This window comes from Streptomyces sp. NPDC057280 (assembly GCF_042668605.1).
Classification (GTDB): Bacteria; Actinomycetota; Actinomycetes; order Streptomycetales; family Streptomycetaceae; genus Streptomyces.
Genome location: NZ_JBHUYR010000001.1, coordinates 2,347,717 through 2,365,612, shown reverse-complemented (window position 1 = coordinate 2,365,612; position 17,896 = coordinate 2,347,717). Strand labels below are relative to the sequence as shown.

15 protein-coding genes are annotated in these 17,896 nt (G+C 71.8%); 12 read left to right on the top strand and 3 right to left on the bottom strand.

Going from position 1 to position 17,896, the window contains the following annotated elements:
• Nucleotides 1-22 precede the first annotated feature (22 nt).
• The 9 genes from ACFUO4_RS10610 to ACFUO4_RS10570 all read left to right on the top strand — a co-directional run bounded on the left by ACFUO4_RS10610 (nucleotide 23) and on the right by ACFUO4_RS10570 (nucleotide 9,070).
• Complete coding sequence (locus ACFUO4_RS10610) at nucleotides 23-712, top strand: two-component system response regulator (RefSeq protein WP_079312306.1); 690 nt, start codon at nucleotides 23-25, stop codon at nucleotides 710-712.
• 124 nt (nucleotides 713-836) lie between these two features.
• A complete protein-coding gene (locus ACFUO4_RS10605; RefSeq protein WP_079312304.1) occupies nucleotides 837-3,566 on the top strand; it encodes a DNA translocase FtsK in 2,730 nt (909 codons plus the stop codon).
• 280 nt (nucleotides 3,567-3,846) lie between these two features.
• Nucleotides 3,847-4,683 carry a helix-turn-helix domain-containing protein gene (locus ACFUO4_RS10600; RefSeq protein WP_079312302.1) on the top strand — a complete coding sequence of 279 codons (837 nt, stop codon included), beginning with the start codon at nucleotides 3,847-3,849 and terminating at the stop codon, nucleotides 4,681-4,683.
• A gap of 96 nt (nucleotides 4,684-4,779) precedes the next feature.
• Nucleotides 4,780-6,249, top strand: coding sequence for a 30S ribosomal protein S12 methylthiotransferase RimO (gene rimO / locus ACFUO4_RS10595; RefSeq protein ID WP_383482164.1), 1,470 nt, complete (start codon nucleotides 4,780-4,782; stop codon nucleotides 6,247-6,249).
• Entirely contained in the window at nucleotides 6,246-6,944 is a 699-nt protein-coding gene (pgsA, locus tag ACFUO4_RS10590) for a CDP-diacylglycerol--glycerol-3-phosphate 3-phosphatidyltransferase (protein WP_383482161.1), read from the top strand. Before rimO ends, pgsA begins: the two co-directional genes overlap by 4 nt.
• Entirely contained in the window at nucleotides 6,941-7,477 is a 537-nt protein-coding gene (locus tag ACFUO4_RS10585) for a CinA family protein (RefSeq protein ID WP_079312296.1), read from the top strand. Before pgsA ends, ACFUO4_RS10585 begins: the two co-directional genes overlap by 4 nt.
• Before the next feature lie 109 nt (nucleotides 7,478-7,586).
• Nucleotides 7,587-7,967: a helix-turn-helix domain-containing protein gene (locus ACFUO4_RS10580; protein WP_003993396.1), complete on the top strand. Its 381-nt coding sequence runs from the start codon at nucleotides 7,587-7,589 to the stop codon at nucleotides 7,965-7,967.
• Between the two features lie 199 nt (nucleotides 7,968-8,166).
• Entirely contained in the window at nucleotides 8,167-8,637 is a 471-nt protein-coding gene (locus ACFUO4_RS10575; RefSeq protein ID WP_079312308.1) for a Dps family protein, read from the top strand.
• A 133-nt stretch (nucleotides 8,638-8,770) separates the two neighbouring features.
• Entirely contained in the window at nucleotides 8,771-9,070 is a 300-nt protein-coding gene (locus ACFUO4_RS10570; RefSeq protein WP_383482158.1) for a hypothetical protein, read from the top strand.
• Here ACFUO4_RS10570 and ACFUO4_RS10565 read toward each other — a convergent pair.
• The 3 genes from ACFUO4_RS10565 to ACFUO4_RS10555 form a co-directional block, all read right to left on the bottom strand.
• Nucleotides 9,018-9,779: an SDR family NAD(P)-dependent oxidoreductase gene (locus tag ACFUO4_RS10565; RefSeq protein WP_383482155.1), complete on the bottom strand. Its 762-nt coding sequence runs from the start codon at nucleotides 9,777-9,779 to the stop codon at nucleotides 9,018-9,020. The genes ACFUO4_RS10570 and ACFUO4_RS10565 overlap by 53 nt on opposite strands.
• 32 nt (nucleotides 9,780-9,811) lie before the next feature.
• Nucleotides 9,812-10,648 (bottom strand): Fpg/Nei family DNA glycosylase, encoded by an 837-nt coding sequence (locus tag ACFUO4_RS10560; RefSeq protein WP_383482152.1) that lies wholly within the window; start codon nucleotides 10,646-10,648, stop codon nucleotides 9,812-9,814.
• Nucleotides 10,649-10,792: 144 nt separating this feature from the next.
• Nucleotides 10,793-15,697 carry an ATP-dependent helicase gene (locus ACFUO4_RS10555; protein WP_383482149.1) on the bottom strand — a complete coding sequence of 1,635 codons (4,905 nt, stop codon included), beginning with the start codon at nucleotides 15,695-15,697 and terminating at the stop codon, nucleotides 10,793-10,795.
• 302 nt (nucleotides 15,698-15,999) lie between these two features.
• Between ACFUO4_RS10555 and ACFUO4_RS10550 the strand changes: the two genes are divergently transcribed.
• The 3 genes from ACFUO4_RS10550 to ACFUO4_RS10540 are packed head-to-tail and all read left to right on the top strand — an operon-like array spanning nucleotide 16,000 to nucleotide 17,896.
• Complete coding sequence (locus tag ACFUO4_RS10550; protein WP_383482146.1) at nucleotides 16,000-16,887, top strand: AraC family transcriptional regulator; 888 nt, start codon at nucleotides 16,000-16,002, stop codon at nucleotides 16,885-16,887.
• On the top strand, nucleotides 16,863-17,591 hold the full coding sequence (locus ACFUO4_RS10545; RefSeq protein ID WP_079312985.1) for an AzlC family ABC transporter permease: 729 nt from the start codon (nucleotides 16,863-16,865) through the stop codon (nucleotides 17,589-17,591). Before ACFUO4_RS10550 ends, ACFUO4_RS10545 begins: the two co-directional genes overlap by 25 nt.
• Nucleotides 17,588-17,896 (top strand): AzlD domain-containing protein, encoded by a 309-nt coding sequence (locus tag ACFUO4_RS10540; protein WP_383482143.1) that lies wholly within the window; start codon nucleotides 17,588-17,590, stop codon nucleotides 17,894-17,896. Before ACFUO4_RS10545 ends, ACFUO4_RS10540 begins: the two co-directional genes overlap by 4 nt.

The window sequence follows — 17,896 nt, the reverse complement described above, 5'->3', positions numbered from 1 at the left end:
TCCGGGGCGAGGAGGGCGGGCCATGGTGCAGAAGGCCAAGATCCTCCTGGTCGATGACCGGCCGGAGAATCTGCTGGCGCTGGAGGCCATCCTCTCCGCGCTCGATCAGACACTGGTGCGGGCATCGAGCGGGGAGGAAGCGCTCAAAGCGCTGCTCACTGACGACTTCGCGGTCATTCTGCTGGACGTCCAGATGCCGGGCATGGACGGCTTCGAGACCGCCGCGCACATCAAGCGGCGGGAGCGCACCCGGGACATCCCGATCATCTTCCTCACCGCGATCAACCACGGCCCGCACCACACGTTCCGTGGTTACGCGGCCGGTGCGGTCGACTACATCTCCAAGCCCTTCGACCCCTGGGTGCTGCGCGCGAAGGTCTCCGTTTTCGTCGAGCTCTACATGAAGAACTGCCAGCTGCGGGAGCAGGCGGCGCTGCTGCGGCTCCAGTTGGAGGGCGGCACCGGCGGCAAGGCCCCGGCGGTCGGCGAGTCGAAGGAGCCGGCGGGACTGCTCGCCGAGCTGTCCGCGCGGCTCGCCGCGGTCGAGGAGCAGGCCGAGGCGCTGTCCAAGCAGCTCGACGACGAATCGGCGGACGCGGCGGCCGTCGCCACGGCGGCGCATCTCGAACGCAAACTGACCGGGCTGCGGCGGGCGCTGGACGCGCTGGAGCCGGGTGCCGGAAGCACGTCGTCGGTGACCTCCCAGAACTGAGGCCCGGGCGCGGCCCAGTTGTGCGTGAGCACACGTCAGTTTCCCGTCCTCGCAAAGGCGACACGAACGGGTGAAGCACCCGCCACACGTGTCCGTTGTCGCCTCCACCGGTAACCTCACCTCTATGGCCTCACGTCCCTCCGCTGCCAAGAAGCAGCCCGCGAAGAAGGCGGCGGCTCCGGCGAAGAAGGCCGCCGCGAAGAAGGCTCCGGCGAAGAAGGCGCCCGCCAGGAAGGCCGCGGCGAAGAAGGCCGCGCCGCCTCCGAGGCCGGCGCCGAGCCCGACCGGCGGCATCTACCGGCTCGTGCGCGCCGTCTGGCTGGGTCTGGCGCACGCCGTGGGCGCGGTGTTCCGCGGCATAGGGAACGGCGCGAAGAACCTCGACCCGGCGCACCGCAAGGACGGCGTCGCGCTGCTGCTGCTCGGCCTCGCGCTGATCTGCGCGGCCGGCACCTGGTCGAACCTGCGCGGTCCGGTCGGCGACCTCGTCGAGATCATCGTGACCGGCGCCTTCGGGCGCCTGGACCTGCTCGTGCCGATACTGCTCGCGGTCATCGCCGCGCGCTTCATCCGGCACCCCGAGCAGCCCGAGGCCAACGGTCGGATCGTCATCGGCCTGTCCGCGCTCGTCATCGGTGTGCTCGGGCAGGTCCACATCGCGTGCGGCGCGCCCGCCCGCAGCGACGGCATGCAGGCCATAAGGGACGCCGGCGGGCTCATCGGCTGGGGCGCGGCGACTCCGCTGACGTACACCATGGGCGAGGTCCTCGCCGTACCGCTGCTCGTGCTGCTCACCGTCTTCGGGCTGCTCGTCGTCACGGCCACGCCGGTCAACGCCATTCCGCGACGGCTGCGGGAGCTCGGCGTGCGGCTCGGGGTGGTGCACGACCCGGCCGTGGACGAGTTCGACGAGTTCTCCGCGGACGACGAGCGCTACGACGAGCAGTGGCGCGAGGCGCTGCCCCCACGCGCGCGTAAGCGCGCTTCGGCGCCCGAGGCGTACGACCCCGACGGTGCCGAGCAGGAGGCCCTCTCGCGGCGTCGTGGCCGTCCCAGGCGCTCCGCGGTGCCCCAGCCCGACATGGACCGGCAGATGGACGCCGTGGACGTCGCCGCGGCCGCCGCTGCCGCGCTCGACGGCGCCGTGCTGCACGGGATGCCGCCGTCGCCGATCGTCGCCGACCTCACCCAGGGGGTCAGCGTCGGGGACCGCGAGGACACCACGCCCACGCCCACGCCGGTGCCCTCTCCGAGCCCTGTGCCGTCGCCCGCCGCGCGTCCCAAGCAGGAGAAGCTGAAGGTCGAGGTCGCGGACCTCACCAAGCCCGCGCCCGAGGCGCCCGCCGACCTGCCGCCGCGCGCCGAGCAGCTTCAGCTGTCCGGCGACATCACGTACTCCCTGCCCTCCCTCGACCTGCTGGAGCGCGGCGGACCCGGCAAGACGCGCAGCGCCGCCAACGACGCGGTCGTCGCCTCGCTGCAGAACGTCTTCATGGAGTTCAAGGTCGACGCGGCCGTCACCGGCTTCACGCGCGGGCCCACGGTCACCCGCTACGAGGTCGAGCTCGGCCCCGCCGTGAAGGTCGAGCGGATCACCGCGCTGACCAAGAACATCGCGTACGCCGTCGCCAGTCCCGACGTACGGATCATCTCGCCGATCCCCGGCAAGTCCGCGGTCGGCATCGAGATCCCGAACACCGACCGCGAGATGGTCAACCTCGGTGACGTACTGCGGCTGGCCGCGGCGGCCGAGGACGACCATCCGATGCTGGTGGCGCTCGGCAAGGACGTCGAGGGCGGCTATGTGATGGCCAACCTCGCGAAGATGCCGCACGTGCTCGTCGCCGGAGCCACCGGTTCCGGTAAGTCGTCGTGCATTAACTGCTTGATCACTTCCATCATGGTCCGCGCGACCCCCGAGGACGTGCGGATGGTCCTGGTGGACCCCAAGCGCGTCGAGCTGACCGCCTACGAGGGCATTCCGCACCTGATCACGCCGATCATCACCAACCCCAAGCGGGCCGCCGAGGCGCTCCAGTGGGTCGTACGGGAGATGGATCTGCGCTACGACGACCTGGCGGCGTTCGGGTACCGGCACATCGACGACTTCAACCAGGCCATCCGAGAGGGCAAGCTCAAGACTCCGGAAGGCAGCGAGCGGGAGCTGAAGACCTACCCGTACCTGCTGGTGATCGTCGACGAGCTCGCCGACCTCATGATGGTCGCGCCGCGTGACGTCGAGGACTCGATCGTGCGCATCACGCAGCTCGCGCGCGCGGCCGGCATCCACCTGGTGCTCGCCACGCAGCGGCCGTCGGTCGACGTCGTCACCGGTCTGATCAAGGCCAATGTGCCCTCGCGGCTCGCCTTCGCCACCTCGTCCCTCGCCGACTCCCGCGTCATCCTCGACCAGCCGGGCGCGGAGAAGCTGATCGGCAAGGGCGACGGTCTCTTCCTGCCGATGGGCGCGAACAAGCCCACCCGTATGCAGGGCGCCTTCGTCACCGAGGACGAGGTCGCGGCCGTCGTCCAGCACTGCAAGGACCAGATGGCGCCCGTCTTCCGGGACGACGTCACCGTGGGCACCAAGCAGAAGAAGGAGATCGACGAGGAGATCGGCGACGACCTGGACCTGCTGTGCCAGGCGGCCGAGCTGGTGGTCTCCACGCAGTTCGGCTCGACGTCGATGCTCCAGCGCAAGCTGCGGGTCGGGTTCGCCAAGGCGGGGCGCCTCATGGACCTGATGGAGTCGCGCGGGATCGTCGGGCCGAGCGAGGGATCCAAGGCTCGTGACGTTCTTGTGAAGGCTGATGAGCTGGATGGCGTGCTCGCGGTGATCCGCGGGGAGGCTTAAGGGGACGTCACCTCCGGAAACGGGGCGCAAGGGTCACCTCGCGGGCGGGCGGGCCGCCGATGGGTGTTCGATCGTGACTCACCCGTAAGGGATCATTGAGCAACCGTTTCCCTTCGGCGTACGTCAAGTTGAGGGAAGCGAAAAGCTGCTGCTCCACCATCGGCGTGTCCGGCCATACCGATGGCGTACAAAGTCCCACCGCCCGGTTGCCCCACCCTTTCGCACCCCCCCTAGACTGAACCTCCAGCACAGGTGGCTAAAACGCTCGAAAGGCGCCCCCGTGTCCATCGGCAACTCCCCTGAAGACGAGCGTCCGTTCGAAGACGACCGTGAGGAAGCCCGAATCTCCGTCGGCCGTGCCCTGAAGCAGGCACGTATCGCGGCCGGGCTGACCGTCGACGACGTCAGCAACGCCACCCGGGTCCGTATCGCCATCGTGCATGCCATCGAAGCGGACGACTTCGCCCCCTGCGGCGGCGACGTCTACGCCCGAGGCCACATCCGGACCCTGGCCAAGGCCGTACGCCTCGACCCGGCCCCCCTCCTCGCCCAGTACGACGCCGACCACGGCGGCCGTCCGGCGCCGACCCCGGCGGCCCCCCTGTTCGAGGCGGAACGCATCCGTCCCGAGCGCCGCGGGCCCAACTGGACCGCGGCCATGGTCGCCGCGATCGTGGCCGTGATCGGGTTCGTCGGGTTCACCGCGTTCAAGGGCGGCGACGAGGGCGCCGGGGCGGCGGTCGCCGACGGTGCCTCGCCCTCCGCCGGCAAGTCCGCCACACCCACCCCGAAGAGCGAGAAGCCCGAGTCGCCGAAGCCGGACCCGTCCGACAGCGCCATCGCGGCGGCCCCCCAGGACAAGGTGACCGTCAAGGTCAGCGCCCCCGATGGCAAGAGCTGGATCTCCGCCAAGGACCACAACGGCCGGCTGCTGTACGACGGCCTGCTCCAGCAGGGCGAGTCGAAGACCTTCCAGGACAGCGAGAAGATCAACCTCGTCCTCGGTGACGCCGGGGCGATCAAGCTGTATGTGAACGGCAAGAAGATCGACGACGACTGGGCGCCCGGAGCCGTGGAGCGCCTGACGTACACGAAGGGCGACCCGCAGGTCGGCTGAGGCCAGACGCGTGCTCGATGCGTGCTCGACGGGGTTGGTGATCTTCACCAACCCCGTCGACGTTCGTTGTCGGTGGGACAAAGTAGTCTTGAGCCCATGCCTGAACGCCGTACCGTCGCACTCGTCACTCTTGGCTGCGCCCGCAACGAGGTGGACTCGGAGGAGCTCGCAGGCCGCTTGGAGGCGGACGGCTGGGACCTCGTGGAGGACGCCGCCGACGCGGACGTCGCCGTCGTCAACACCTGCGGCTTCGTCGACGCCGCCAAGAAGGACTCCGTCGACGCCCTCCTGGAGGCCAACGACCTCAAGGGACATGGCAGAACCCAGGCCGTCGTGGCGGTGGGCTGCATGGCCGAGCGGTACGGCAAGGACCTCGCCGAGGCCCTTCCCGAGGCCGACGGCGTGCTCGGCTTCGACGACTACGCCGACATCTCCGACCGCCTGCAGACCATCCTGTCCGGCGGCATCCACGCCGCCCACACCCCGCGCGACCGGCGCAAGCTGCTGCCGATCAGCCCGGCCGAGCGCCAGGAGTCGGCGGCCGAGGTGGCGCTGCCCGGGCACGGCCCGGCGGATCTGCCGGAGGGGCTCGCCCCGTCCTCCGGCCCCCGTGCGCCCCTGCGCCGCCGTCTGGACGGCTCCCCGGTCGCCTCGGTGAAGCTCGCCTCCGGCTGCGACCGGCGCTGCACGTTCTGCGCCATCCCTTCCTTCCGCGGCTCGTTCATCTCGCGGCGCCCCTCGGACGTGCTCAACGAGACCCGCTGGCTGGCCGAGCAGGGCGTCAAGGAGATCATGCTGGTCTCCGAGAACAACACCTCCTACGGCAAGGACCTGGGCGACATCCGCCTGCTGGAGTCCCTGCTGCCCGAGCTCGCCGAGGTCGACGGCATCGAGCGGGTGCGCGTCAGCTACCTCCAGCCGGCCGAGATGCGCCCCGGCCTCATCGACGTGCTGACGTCGACGCCGAAGGTCGCGCCGTACTTCGACCTGTCCTTCCAGCACTCCGCGCCCGACGTGCTGCGCGCGATGCGCCGCTTCGGCGACACCGACCGCTTCCTGGAGCTGCTCGACACCATCCGGAGCAAGGCCCCGCAGGCGGGCGTGCGCTCCAACTTCATCGTCGGCTTCCCCGGCGAGAGCGAGGCCGACCTCGCCGAGCTGGAGCGTTTCCTCACAGGCGCGCGCCTGGACGCCATCGGCGTCTTCGGTTACTCCGACGAGGAGGGCACGGAGGCGGCCACGTACGACAACAAGCTCGACGAGGACGTCGTCGCCGAGCGGCTGGCGCGTGTCTCCCGGCTCGCCGAGGAACTCGTCTCGCAGCGGGCCGAGGAGCGCGTGGGCGAGACCGTGCACGTGCTGGTGGAGTCCGTGGACGAGGAGGGCGTGTACGGGCGCGGTGCGCACCAGGCGCCGGAGACGGACGGCCAGGTGCTGCTCACGAGCGGCGAAGGGCTCGGTGTCGGCCGTATCGTCGAGGCGAAGGTGGTCGGCACCGAGGGTGTCGACCTGGTGGCCGAGCCGGTGACGGACTCGCTCGCGTGTAGTGAGGAGGCGGGCAGATGACCGGAGTACCGGCATCCGCTGCGGGCCGCTCCCAGGCGGGTGCGTCCGACGCCGGCTCCGGTGCCAAGTCCCCGCGGAGCGGCAAGATCGTGGCCGCGGCCGTCAACGAGGCCAGCCTCTGGAACATCGCCAACATCCTGACCATGATCCGGCTGCTGCTGGTGCCGGGGTTCGTCGCGCTGATGCTGGCCGCCGGCGGACACGACCCCGCGTGGCGCTCGTTCGCCTGGGCCGCCTTCTCCGTTGCCATGATCACCGACCTCTTCGACGGTCACCTGGCCCGCACCTACAACCTCGTCACCGACTTCGGGAAGATCGCCGACCCCATCGCCGACAAGGCGATCATGGGGGCGGCGCTGATCTGTCTCTCCGCGCTCGGCGACCTGCCGTGGTGGGTGACCGCCGTCATCCTCGGCCGGGAACTCGGGATCACGCTGCTGCGTTTCATCGTCATCCGCTACGGCGTCATCCCGGCGAGCCGCGGCGGCAAGCTCAAGACCCTCGCGCAGGGCATCGCGGTCGGCATGTACATCCTGGCGCTGACGGGGTGGCTGGCGACCGCGAGATTCTGGGTGATGGCTGTGGCGGTCGTCCTGACCGTGGCGACCGGACTCGACTATGTGAGACAGGCCATTGTGCTGCGCAGGCAGGGAATCGCCGAGCGCGAGGCGGCGTTGGAGGAGTCGGAAGCGTGAATTCCCCGGCCACTGAAGTGGTGCGACTACTGACGGTGAGGGGCGAGACGCTCGCGGTCGCCGAGTCTCTCACCGGTGGACTGGTTGCGGCGGAAATCACAGCGGCGCCCGGGGCCTCCCAGGCCTTCCGCGGCTCGGTGACGGCTTACGCCACCGAACTGAAGCATGAACTGCTCGGTGTCGACGCCGGCCTGCTGGCGGCGCGCGGAGCGGTGGATCCGCAGGTCGCGGCCCAGATGGCGGTCGGCGTGCGCAAGGCGCTCGGTGCCGACTGGGGCATCGCGACCACGGGAGTCGCAGGACCGGAGGAACAGGACGGAAAGCCCGTCGGAACGGTCTACGTGGCGGTCGACGGACCCGGTCCGGGCCTCTCGGATGGCGGGAAAGTCGCCTCACTGCGGTTGAACGGCGACCGCGCGGAAATTCGTATGGAGAGTGTACGGAGCGTACTCGCACTGCTCCTTCAGGAGCTTGCGGGCGAACAGACCGGGAATGAGCGGGCACAGGATACGGAACGGAACGGGGGGTTTTGATGTTTGCAGCCCTGAGTGAACACGACATCGCTCCCCGCACGGCCGCGGCGCAAGGCGGTACGGTGGGGCGTGAAGGATGCGGCTACGCGGTCCGAGGAGGGAGCCACCGATGATTCTGCTCCGTCGCCTGCTGGGTGACGTGCTGCGTCGGCAGCGCCAACGCCAGGGCCGTACTCTGCGCGAAGTCTCCTCGTCCGCCCGAGTTTCACTCGGCTATCTCTCCGAGGTGGAGCGGGGGCAGAAGGAGGCTTCCTCCGAACTGCTCTCCGCCATCTGCGACGCGCTGGACGTACGGATGTCCGAACTGATGCGGGAAGTGAGCGACGAGCTCGCCCTCGCCGAGCTGGCCCAGTCCGCTGCGGCCACCCCCAGCGAGCCCGTACCCACGCCGGTACGTCCGATGCTGGGTTCGGTGTCGGTGACCGGTGTGCCACCGGAACGGGTGACCATCAAGGCACCCGCCGAGGCAGTGGACGTCGTCGCCGCCTGAGCGTCACGCGCGTACGTCCTTGGGTTCCGCTCGAGGACGAGCTGACGATGCACTGAGAAGTGCAAAGCACTCTGCGAAGTGCGCGAAGCCCCGACCGGGCCTCTCCGAACATCTGGAGAGGCGTCGGCCGGGGCTTTCGTGCATCGTGGGACGGACGGGGCTCGGGGCCGTGTAGCCGTACAGGAATCGGAGCATGCGCATGTACGTCGTGAAGAGCCCGTTGTCCGACGCGGACCTGAAGACCGTGGCCGAGGCCCTGCAAGGGGCCCTCGTCGATCTGGTGGACCTCGCCCTCGTGGCGAAGCAGATCCACTGGAACGTGGTCGGGCCCCGGTTCCGGTCCGTGCATCTGCAACTCGACGAGGTCGTGGACATCGCGCGCACCCACTCCGACACCGTCGCCGAGCGGGCCTCCGCGCTGGGTGTGCCGCCCGACGGGCGTGCGGCCACCGTGGCGGCGGGCAGCGGCATCGGGGCGGTGTCCGAGGGCTGGGTCAAGGACACGGACGCGGTGGGGGCGCTGGTGGACGCGCTGGGCGCGGTGATCGGGCGGATGCGGGAGCGGGTGGCCGCCACCGGGGACGCCGACCCCGTCAGCCAGGATCTGTTCATCGGGATCACGGCGGATCTGGAGAAGCACCACTGGATGTTCCAGGCCGAGAACGGGTGAGGCGGCGGCTGGGAGTGCCTCGGTGTGCCCTCGGTGCGCCCTGCCGCCGGACGCGGCCCGGGCCTAGCGTCGGGTGCTGTGGTTCTGGCGGGTGCCCTGAGGGCTTCGGGGACTGCGGGCTGGAGGTGGGGTCGTGGGCCGTCCGATAGCGCGGTGGGGGGTGGCCCTCACGCTGGGCGCGCTCTGGTGGTGGGGCGTGCTGCGACTGGCGCTGGCCCCCGACGCGGGGGTGCTGGAGGGTGCCGTCGCCGCCGGAGGGTGGGGGCTGAGCCTGCTGCCGGTGCACTGTGTGCCGAGGGCGCGGGCGGCCGGTGCGCTCGCCGTGGGGCGCTGGCGGGCGGCCTGGCACGGTACGGCGATGCGGGCCGCCCCGGGCGCCGTCACCACGGCATCGCGACCCCGCCGTTCGGACGGAGGATCTGGCCCGTCGTGAAGGACGCGGCGTCGGACGCCAGGTACAGCACGGCATGGGCGACCTCGTGGGCCCGGCCTACCCGGCCCAGTGGTGACATACGGGCCATCAGCGCCTCGGTCCGCTCCTGGTCCTCGCCGTGGCGGTCGGTCATCGGCGTGCGGATCCAGCCCGGGGCGACGGCGTTGACCCGGATGCCGTGCCGGCCGACCTCGTTCGCCAGGGTCTTCGTCAGCTGGACGACCGCCGCCTTGGCGGCGCCGTAGGCGAGCAGGCCGGGGCCGCCGGTGTCGACGGCGCCCGAGGCCATGGTGACGATGCTGCCCCGGGTGCCTCGGGCGATCATGAGGCGGGCCGCCTCCTGGCAGGCGTACAGCACTCCCTTGAAGTTGACGTTCAGGACGCGGTCGAGATCCTCGTCCTTCGTGTCCAGGACCGGGCTGCTGTGCATGATGCCGGCGATCGCGGCCAGGACGTCCAGCTGCCCGCAGGAGGCGATGGCCTCGCGGAGCTGATGCCGGTCCGTCACGTCGAGGTGGTGGGTGCGGGCGGTGCCGCCCGCGTCCTTGATCAGGGTCGCCGTCTCGTGCAGGCCCTGTGCGTCGCGGTCGGCGCAGTGCACGCCGGCGCCCGCTTCGGCGAGCAGGACCGCGGAGGCGCGGCCGATACCGCCGGCGGCGCCGGTGACGAAGGCGGTGCGTCCGGAGAGGTCGTACGCGCTGACGGTCATGGGGGGACGGTACGAGGGTTTCTGACGGGTCGTCAATTGGTCGTACGGTGTGGGGCTCGGGGACGTGAGGTGGTGCCCGGGGCGGGTCCCTTCTGGCACGTCGGGCACCAGTAGGTGGGGCGTTCGCGGGAGCCGTCGCCCTGGTTGGCGACGCGGACGGGGGTGCGGCAGCGGAGGCAGGGGGTGCCGGCGCGGCCGTAGACGAAGAGGTCGTGGCCGTGGCGGCCCGTGGTGGTGCGGACCGGGCGGTCGCGGTTGGCCTCCAGGACCTTCTTGGCGAGAGCGGGGAGCTTGGCGGCGCGGTCGGCGGGGAGCGCGCCCACCGGGAGCCAGGGGGTCACGCCCAGCAGGAAGCAGAGCTCGCTCTTGTAGACATTGCCGATTCCGGCGAGGTTGCGCTGGTCGAGCAGGGCCTCGCCGAGGGGGCGGGCCGGGTCGGCGAGGAGGTTGGCGAGGGCGCGGTCGGCGTTCCAGTCCGGGCCCAGGAGGTCGGGGCCGAGGTGGCCGACGACGCGGTCCTCGTCGGACGTCCGGAGGAGTTCCAGGACGGGGAGGCGGTAGCCGACGGCGGTCCGGTCGGCGTTGCCGAGGATCGCGCGGATCTGGTGGGCGGGGCCGCCGGTCCAGCGCCTGCCGTTCGCGTAGACCTTCCAGGAGCCGTCCATCTTGAGGTGCGAGTGGAGGGTCAGGCCGCCTTCGATGCGGGTCAGGAGGTGCTTGCCGCGCGGGGTGACGTCCAGGACGGTGCGGCCGGTGAGGTCGGCCGTGGCGAACTTGGGGACGCGGAGGTCGCTGCGGGTCAGTACTTGGCCGGCCAGGGCCGTGTGCAGGCGGTTCGCCGCCTGCCAGACGGTGTCTCCTTCGGGCATGGGTCAAGGGTGGCATGGGGTGGTGGGTGGGCGCCTACATGGTGGGGGCTGCTGTTGTGCGGCGGGTGCGGGTTGTCGGTGGCTTGGCGCGCAGTTCCCCGCGCCCCTGGGTGGGTGTGGGGTGCCGTCGGCTCGGAAGGTCTGTCAGGCCCTCAGCCGTAGGCCCCTGGGGGTGGCGATGAAGCCTGCTGCTTCCAGCAGGGTGCCGAAGGGGGAAGTCAGAGCCGAGGCGCCGTTGACGCGTTCCACCGTGACCGTGCCCAGGGAGCCAGCCCGGGCGGCTGCCGCCAGGGCGTCGGCTGCCGGCTGGAGGCGGGGATCGTCGGTGGGTTTGGTGTCCGGGTCCTCGGGCCAGGCCAGCAGGGTCTTGCCGCCTCGCTCCATGTAGAGCGTCAGCTCGCCGTCGACCAGGACCACCAGGGAGCCCGCCTTGCGGCCCGCCTTGTGCCCGGCACCGGTCGGAGGCTCGGGCCAGGGGAGGGCGGCGCCGTACGCGTTCGCCGGGTCGGCTGCTGCCAGGACGACGGCTCGGGTGTCGGGGGTGGGGCGGTCGCGGCGGTGGGGGGCGCGCGCGGGGGCGTGGTGGTCGCGGTAGTCGCGGGGGGAGACGTAGTGGTCGCGTGAGGTGGGGGCCGGGGGCAGGGGGTCGTAGGTGTCGTCGAGGCCCAAGGGGGTCTGGTCTCCGTCGGTCTGCCAGAGGTCGGCGCCGGATTGTGGAGTGCCGAAGTCGGCTCCGGGTTGTGGCGCGCCGAAGTCGGCGTACGGGGTGAAGTCGTCGGTGGCCGGGCCCGTGGCGTCGGTCTGGCCTCGTTCGCGGGCGTTCGCCACCGCACGGAGGCGGTCCACCGCGCCGTCCATCGCGAACTGGGCGGCGCCGAGGCCCTCCACCACATAGCCGCGGCGGGCCTGGCCGGTCTCCTCGAAGGCCGACAGGATGCGGTACGTCGCCGAGAAGCCGCCCTCGACGCCCTCCGCGGAGACCGCGCCCCGGGTCACCACGCCGTGTCGGTCGAGGAGGGTGCGGGCCAGGGCGTGGGCGCGCAGGGTGGGGTCGGGCTCGCGGGCGGGCAGCAGGGACCAGCGGCCGGCGACGGTGGGCGGGCCGGTGCGGGATGTCGGGCGGGCGGCGGCCGTGAGGGAGCCGTAGCGGCCGCGCGGGATCGTGCGCTTGGCGCGGTGGGCCGTGGAGCCCGCCGTGCGGCCCGAGCCCAGCAGGGAGCGCATGGGGGTGAGGGTGTCGTTCGTGAGGCGGCCGGACCAGGCCAGGTCCCAGACGACGTCGGCGAGTTGGGGGTCGGTGGCGTCAGGGTGGGTGGTCGCGCGGACCTGGTCGGCGATCTGGCGGAAGAACAGGCCGTAGCCGCCGGACAGGGCGGTGAGGACGGACTCGTGGAGGGCCGTCAGCTCCAGGGGGTGCGGGGCGGGCAGGAGGAGGGGGGCCGCGTCGGCGAGGTAGAGGGAGACCCAGCCGTCCTTGCCGGGCAGGGAGCCCGCTCCGGCCCACACCACCTCGCCGGCGGAGGTGAGTTCGTCGAGCATCGCCGGGGTGTAGTTCGCCACCCGGGACGGCAGGACCAACTTCTCCAGGGCGGAGGCCGGCACGGACGCGCCCTGCAACTGCTCTACGGCGCGCACCAGGCCGTCGATGCCGCGCAGGCCGTGGCCCTTGCCGATGTGCTGCCACTGGGGGAGGAACTGGGCCAGCGCGGGCGGCGGCACCGGTTCGAGTTCATGGCGCAGGGCGGCCAGCGAGCGCCGACGCAGGCGGCGGAGCACGGCGGCGTCGCACCACTCCTGGCCGATGCCCGCCGGATGGAACTCCCCCTGTACGACACGGCCGTTCGCGGCGAGGCGCTGCAACGCGCCCTCCGTGACGGCCACGCCCAGACCGAAGCGCGCCGCCGCGGTCGCCGAGGTGAACGGGCCGTGCGTGCGGGCGTAGCGCGCGAGGAGGTCGCCCAGCGGGTCCTTGACCGGCTCGGTGAAGGCCTCCGGTACGCCGACAGGCAGGGCGGTACCCAGGGCGTCGCGCAGCCGGCCGGCGTCCTCGACCGCCGCCCAGTGGTCGGTGCCGGCGACGCGGACCCGGATGGCGCGGCGCGCCTTGGCGAGATCCTGCGCCCACTGCGGCTGCGCGCCTCGCTCGGCCAACTCCGCTTCCGTGAGCGGGCCGAGGAGGCGGAGGAGGTCCGCGACGCCCTCGGCGTCCTTCACGCGGCGGTCCTCGGTGAGCCACTGGAGTTCCCGCTCCAGCTCCGTCAGTACCTCGGCGTCCAGCAGCTCGCGCAGCTCCGCCTGGCCGAGCAGCTCAGCCAGCAGACGGGAGTCGAGGGACAGGGCCGCGGCGCGGCGCTCGGCGAGCGGGGAGTCTCCCTCGTACAGGAACTGGGCGACGTAACCGAAGAGGAGGGAGCGGGCGAAGGGGGAGGGCTCGGGGGTGGTGACCTCGACGAGGCGGACCTTGCGGGACTCCAGGTCGCCCATCAGCTCGACGAGGCCGGGGACGTCGAAGACGTCCTGGAGGCACTCGCGGACCGCCTCCAGGACGATCGGGAACGAGCCGAACTCGCTGGCCACCTCAAGGAGTTGCGAGGCGCGCTGCCGCTGTTGCCACAGCGGGGTGCGCTTGCCGGGGTTGCGGCGGGGCAGCAGGAGGGCGCGGGCCGCGCATTCCCGGAACCGGGAGGCGAACAGGGCCGAGCCGCCGACCTGGTCGGTGACGATCTGGTCGACCTCGCCCTTGTCGAAGACGACGTCCGCAGCGCCGACCGGGGCCTGGTCGGCGTCGTACTCCGTGCCGAGCTTCATCGGTTCCTGGTCCAGCAGGTCCAGGCCCATCAGGTCGGCGTCGGGGAGGCGCAGGACGATGCCGTCGTCCGCGTGCATCACCTGGGCGTCCATGCCGTAGCGCTCGGAGAGCTTGGCGCCGAGGGCGAGGGCCCAGGGGGCGTGCACCTGGGCGCCGAACGGGGAGTGGACGACCACGCGCCAGTCGCCGAGTTCGTCACGGAAGCGCTCCACGACGATCGTGCGGTCATCGGGGATGTGGCCGCAGGCCTCGCGCTGTTCGTCCAGGTACGCGAGGACGTTGTCCGCCGCCCAGGTGTCCAGGCCGGCCGCGAGGAGGCGTGGGCGGGCCTTCTCCTTGGGCATCGAACCGACTTCCCGGAGGAACGCGCCGACCGCGCGGCCGAGCTCGAGCGGGCGGCCCAGCTGGTCGCCCTTCCAGAACGGCAGCCGTCCCGGGACGCCCGGGGCCGGGGAGACCAGAACGCGGTCGCGGGTGATGTCCTCGATGCGCCAGGAGCTGGTGCCGAGCGTGAAGACGTCGCCCACGCGCGACTCGTAGACCATCTCCTCGTCCAGCTCGCCGACCCTTCCGCCGCCCTTCTTGGGGTCGGCACCGGCGAGGAAGACGCCGAAGAGACCGCGGTCCGGGATGGTGCCGCCGGAGGTGACCGCGAGGCGCTGGGCGCCGGGGCGGCCGGTGATCGTGCCGGCGACGCGGTCCCAGACGACTCGGGGGCGCAGTTCCGCGAAGGCGTCGGAGGGGTAGCGGCCTGCGAGCATGTCGAGGACCGCGGTGAAGGCGGATTCGGGGAGGGAAGCGAAGGGGGCCGCTCGGCGGACCGTGGCCAGGAGGTCGTCGAGCTGCCAGGTGTCCAGCGCCGTCATCGCGACCAGCTGCTGGGCCAGGACGTCCAGGGGGTTGGCGGGGACCTTGAGGGACTCGATGGAGCCGGTGCGCATCCGCTCGGTGACGACCGCGGCCTGGACCAGGTCGCCGCGGTACTTCGGGAAGACCACGCCGGTGGAGACCGCGCCGACCTGGTGGCCCGCGCGGCCCACGCGTTGCAGGCCCGAGGCCACGGAGGGGGGTGACTCGACCTGGACGACCAGGTCCACCGCGCCCATGTCGATGCCGAGTTCCAGGCTGGAGGTCGCGACCACTGCGGGGAGGCGGCCTGCCTTCAGATCCTCCTCGACCAGGGCGCGCTGTTCCTTGGAGACCGAGCCGTGGTGGGCGCGGGCGATGACCGGGGGTGCGCCCTGGGCCGCCCCTGAGCCGCCCATCAGCTCGGCGGGGGCGTGGTGTTCCGCCAGGGGCTCGCCGGTCGCTCGTTCGTACGCGATCTCGTTGAGGCGGTTGCACAGGCGTTCCGCGAGGCGGCGGGAGTTGGCGAAGACGATGGTGGAGCGGTGGGCCTGGACGAGGTCGGTGATGCGCTCCTCGACGTGCGGCCAGATCGAGGGGCGTTCCGCGCCCTCGGTGCCGTCCGCCACGGGGGAGCCGCCGAGTTCGCCGAGGTCCTCCACGGGGACCACCACCGAGAGGTCGAACTCCTTGCCCGACTTCGGCTGGACGATCTCCACCTTGCGGCGGGGGGAGAGGTAGCGGGCGATCTCGTCGACCGGGCGGACGGTCGCGGAGAGGCCGATGCGGCGGGCCGGCTTCGGGAGGAGCTCGTCGAGGCGCTCCAGGGAGAGGGCGAGGTGGGCGCCTCGCTTGGTGCCGGCCACCGCGTGGACCTCGTCGAGGATCACCGTCTCGATGCCGGTCAGCGCGTCGCGGGTCGCCGACGTCAGCATCAGGAACAGGGACTCCGGGGTGGTGATCAGGATGTCCGGGGGGCGGGTGGACAGCGCGCGGCGCTCGGCCGCGGGGGTGTCGCCGGAGCGGATGCCAACCTTGACCTCGGGCTCGGGCAGGCCGAGGCGTACGGATTCCTGGCGGATGCCGGTGAGGGGGCTGCGGAGGTTGCGCTCCACGTCGACCGCGAGGGCCTTCAGCGGGGAGACGTAGAGGACTCGGCAGCGTTTCCTGGGGTCGGCGGGTGGGGGTGTGGAGGCCAGGTCGTCCAGGGCGGCGAGGAAGGCGGCGAGGGTTTTGCCGGAGCCGGTGGGGGCGACGACCAGGACGTCGGAGCCCTCTTTGATGGCCGTCCATGCGCCTGCCTGGGCCGCGGTGGGCGCGTCGAAGGCTCCCGTGAACCAGCCGCGGGTCGCGGGGGAGAAGCCGTCCAGGGCTCGGTGTGTGGAGCTGACCATGCGTCCATCCTGCACCCCGGGACTGACAACGGCCGGTGAGCTGGGCATTCGTGGCCGGCCCGGCTCGGTGGGGGTTCGCGTTCGCGGTGACGGTCGGGGGTGGGTCGGGGCCGCGCCGGGGGGTGTCCGTCCTCGGAACGGCGCGGAATCGGGCAGCCATAACAGGGCTCCCGTGTTGACGCGCCAACCGCTGCGGGCGGACACCCCCCGACACGTCCCCTTCCCGCCGTCGCCGGGTGCCGCGCCGCTGGGGTGCGCGCTGCGGCTCCTGCGGGGGTGCGCGTCTGGCGGAGAATGGGGGCATGGCAGGTTCGGGTGAGCGGGCGCGGCACTGGCGGTATGCCGAGTTGCCGGGGGTCGATCTGCTGCGGGCCCGGTATGTGCGGAAGAACTTTGTGCGGCACACCCATGAGAGCTTCGTGATCGCCGCCATCGCGGACGGGGTCGAGGTCTTTCACTACCGGGGTGCCGATCGGTACGCGGGGGCCGGGGCGCTTGCTCTGGTCAATCCGGACACCGCGCACACCGGGCGGGCGGGGGTGCCCGAGGGGTGGCGGTACGGGGCCGTGTATCCGTCGCGTGAGGTGGTGGCCGGGATCGCTGCCGAGACCACGTCGATTCGTGGGACCCCGGGGTTCGTCGATCCGGTTCTTGATGATCCGTATGCCGTCGGGCTGGTGCATCAGGTGTTGCGGGCCGCTGACGAGGGCAACGCGCTGGCCGCCGATACCTTGCTGCGGGTTGCCGTGACCCGGTTGCTGCGGCTCAACGGTGGGGTCCTGCCGCGGCGGGAGGTGCGGTCGGCGGGCGCTCGGGTGGCTGTTCGCGCGCGTGCCTTGCTGGAGGAGCGCATGGCCGAGCCGCCGAGCCTGGAGGCGCTGGCGCAGGAGCTCGGTGTCGGGTCGTTCGCGTTGCTGCGGGCCTTCCGGGATCTGTACGGGATGCCGCCGCACGCCTGGCTCACCGACGCGCGCGTGCGGCGGGCTCGGCTGTTGCTGGACGGGGGTATGGCGCCGGGGGAGGCCGCCGTGGCCGTGGGATTCAGTGATCAGCCGCATCTGAATCGGCACTTCTCGCGGATCGTCGGGGTGCCGCCCGGGGCGTACCAGCGTGAGCGCAAGAACGTACAAGACGTTCGGACGGGGCCTCGTCTAGCGTCCGACGCGTGGGAGAACAGACCGCTTTCGTAGACATAGCCGCCGGTGACGGGCGGAAGGCCGACGCCGCCGTCGTGCGGGACGCCCTCGGAGTCGGGGTCGCCGTGGGACTGTCCGGGTTCGCTTTCGGGGTGACCTCGGCGGGGAGTGGGCTCACCGTGTGGCAGACGTGTGCGCTCAGTCTTCTGGTGTTCACCGGGGCCTCGCAGTTCGCGCTCGTGGGGGCGCTCGCCGCAGGTGGGAATCCGCTGACCGCGGCTGCCGGGGCCTTCTTCCTCGGGGTGCGCAATGCCTTCTACGGGCTTCGCCTGTCGCAGTTGCTGGCGCTCCCGCGCGTGGTGCGGCCGTTCGCCGCTCAGTGGGTGATCGACGAGACGGCGGCTGTTGCCTTGGCCCAGAGGGGGCGGCGGCAGGTGCGGATCGGGTTCGCGGTCACGGGGCTGAGTCTTTATGTGCTGTGGAATCTCACCACCCTGTTGGGCGCGCTCGGCGCCGAGGCGATCGGGGACACCGACGCCTGGGGGCTTGATGCCGCCGGGCCGGCTGTGTTCCTCGCGTTGCTCGCGCCGATGCTGAAGAGCGGCACCGAGCGTGCCGTCGCCGGGCTTGCCGTGCTGCTGGGGCTCGGGCTGCTGCCCGTGCTGCCTGCCGGGGTGCCGGTGTTGGCGGCCGCTCTCGCGGCTCCCGTGGTGCTGTGGGCCGAGGGCCGCCGGCAGGGTGGGCGGGAGGAGCGGTGAACGTCTGGATCGCGATCGGCGTCACCGCCGTGGGCTGTTACGCCGTCAAGCTTGTCGGGCTGCTCGTTCCCGCGGGCGCTCTGGAGCGGCCGCTGGTGAAGCGGTTGGCCGCGCTGCTGCCGGTTGCCCTGCTGGCCGCTCTCACGGCCCAGCAGACCTTTGCCGACGGGCGTGAGCTGGTGCTGGACGCCAGGCTTGCGGGGGTTGCCGCGGCCGCCGTGGCGGTCTTGCTGCGGGCTCCCTTCCTGCTCGTCGTCGCGGCGGCCGTGGTGGTCACGGCGGGCGTCCGGGCCATGGGTGGGTGA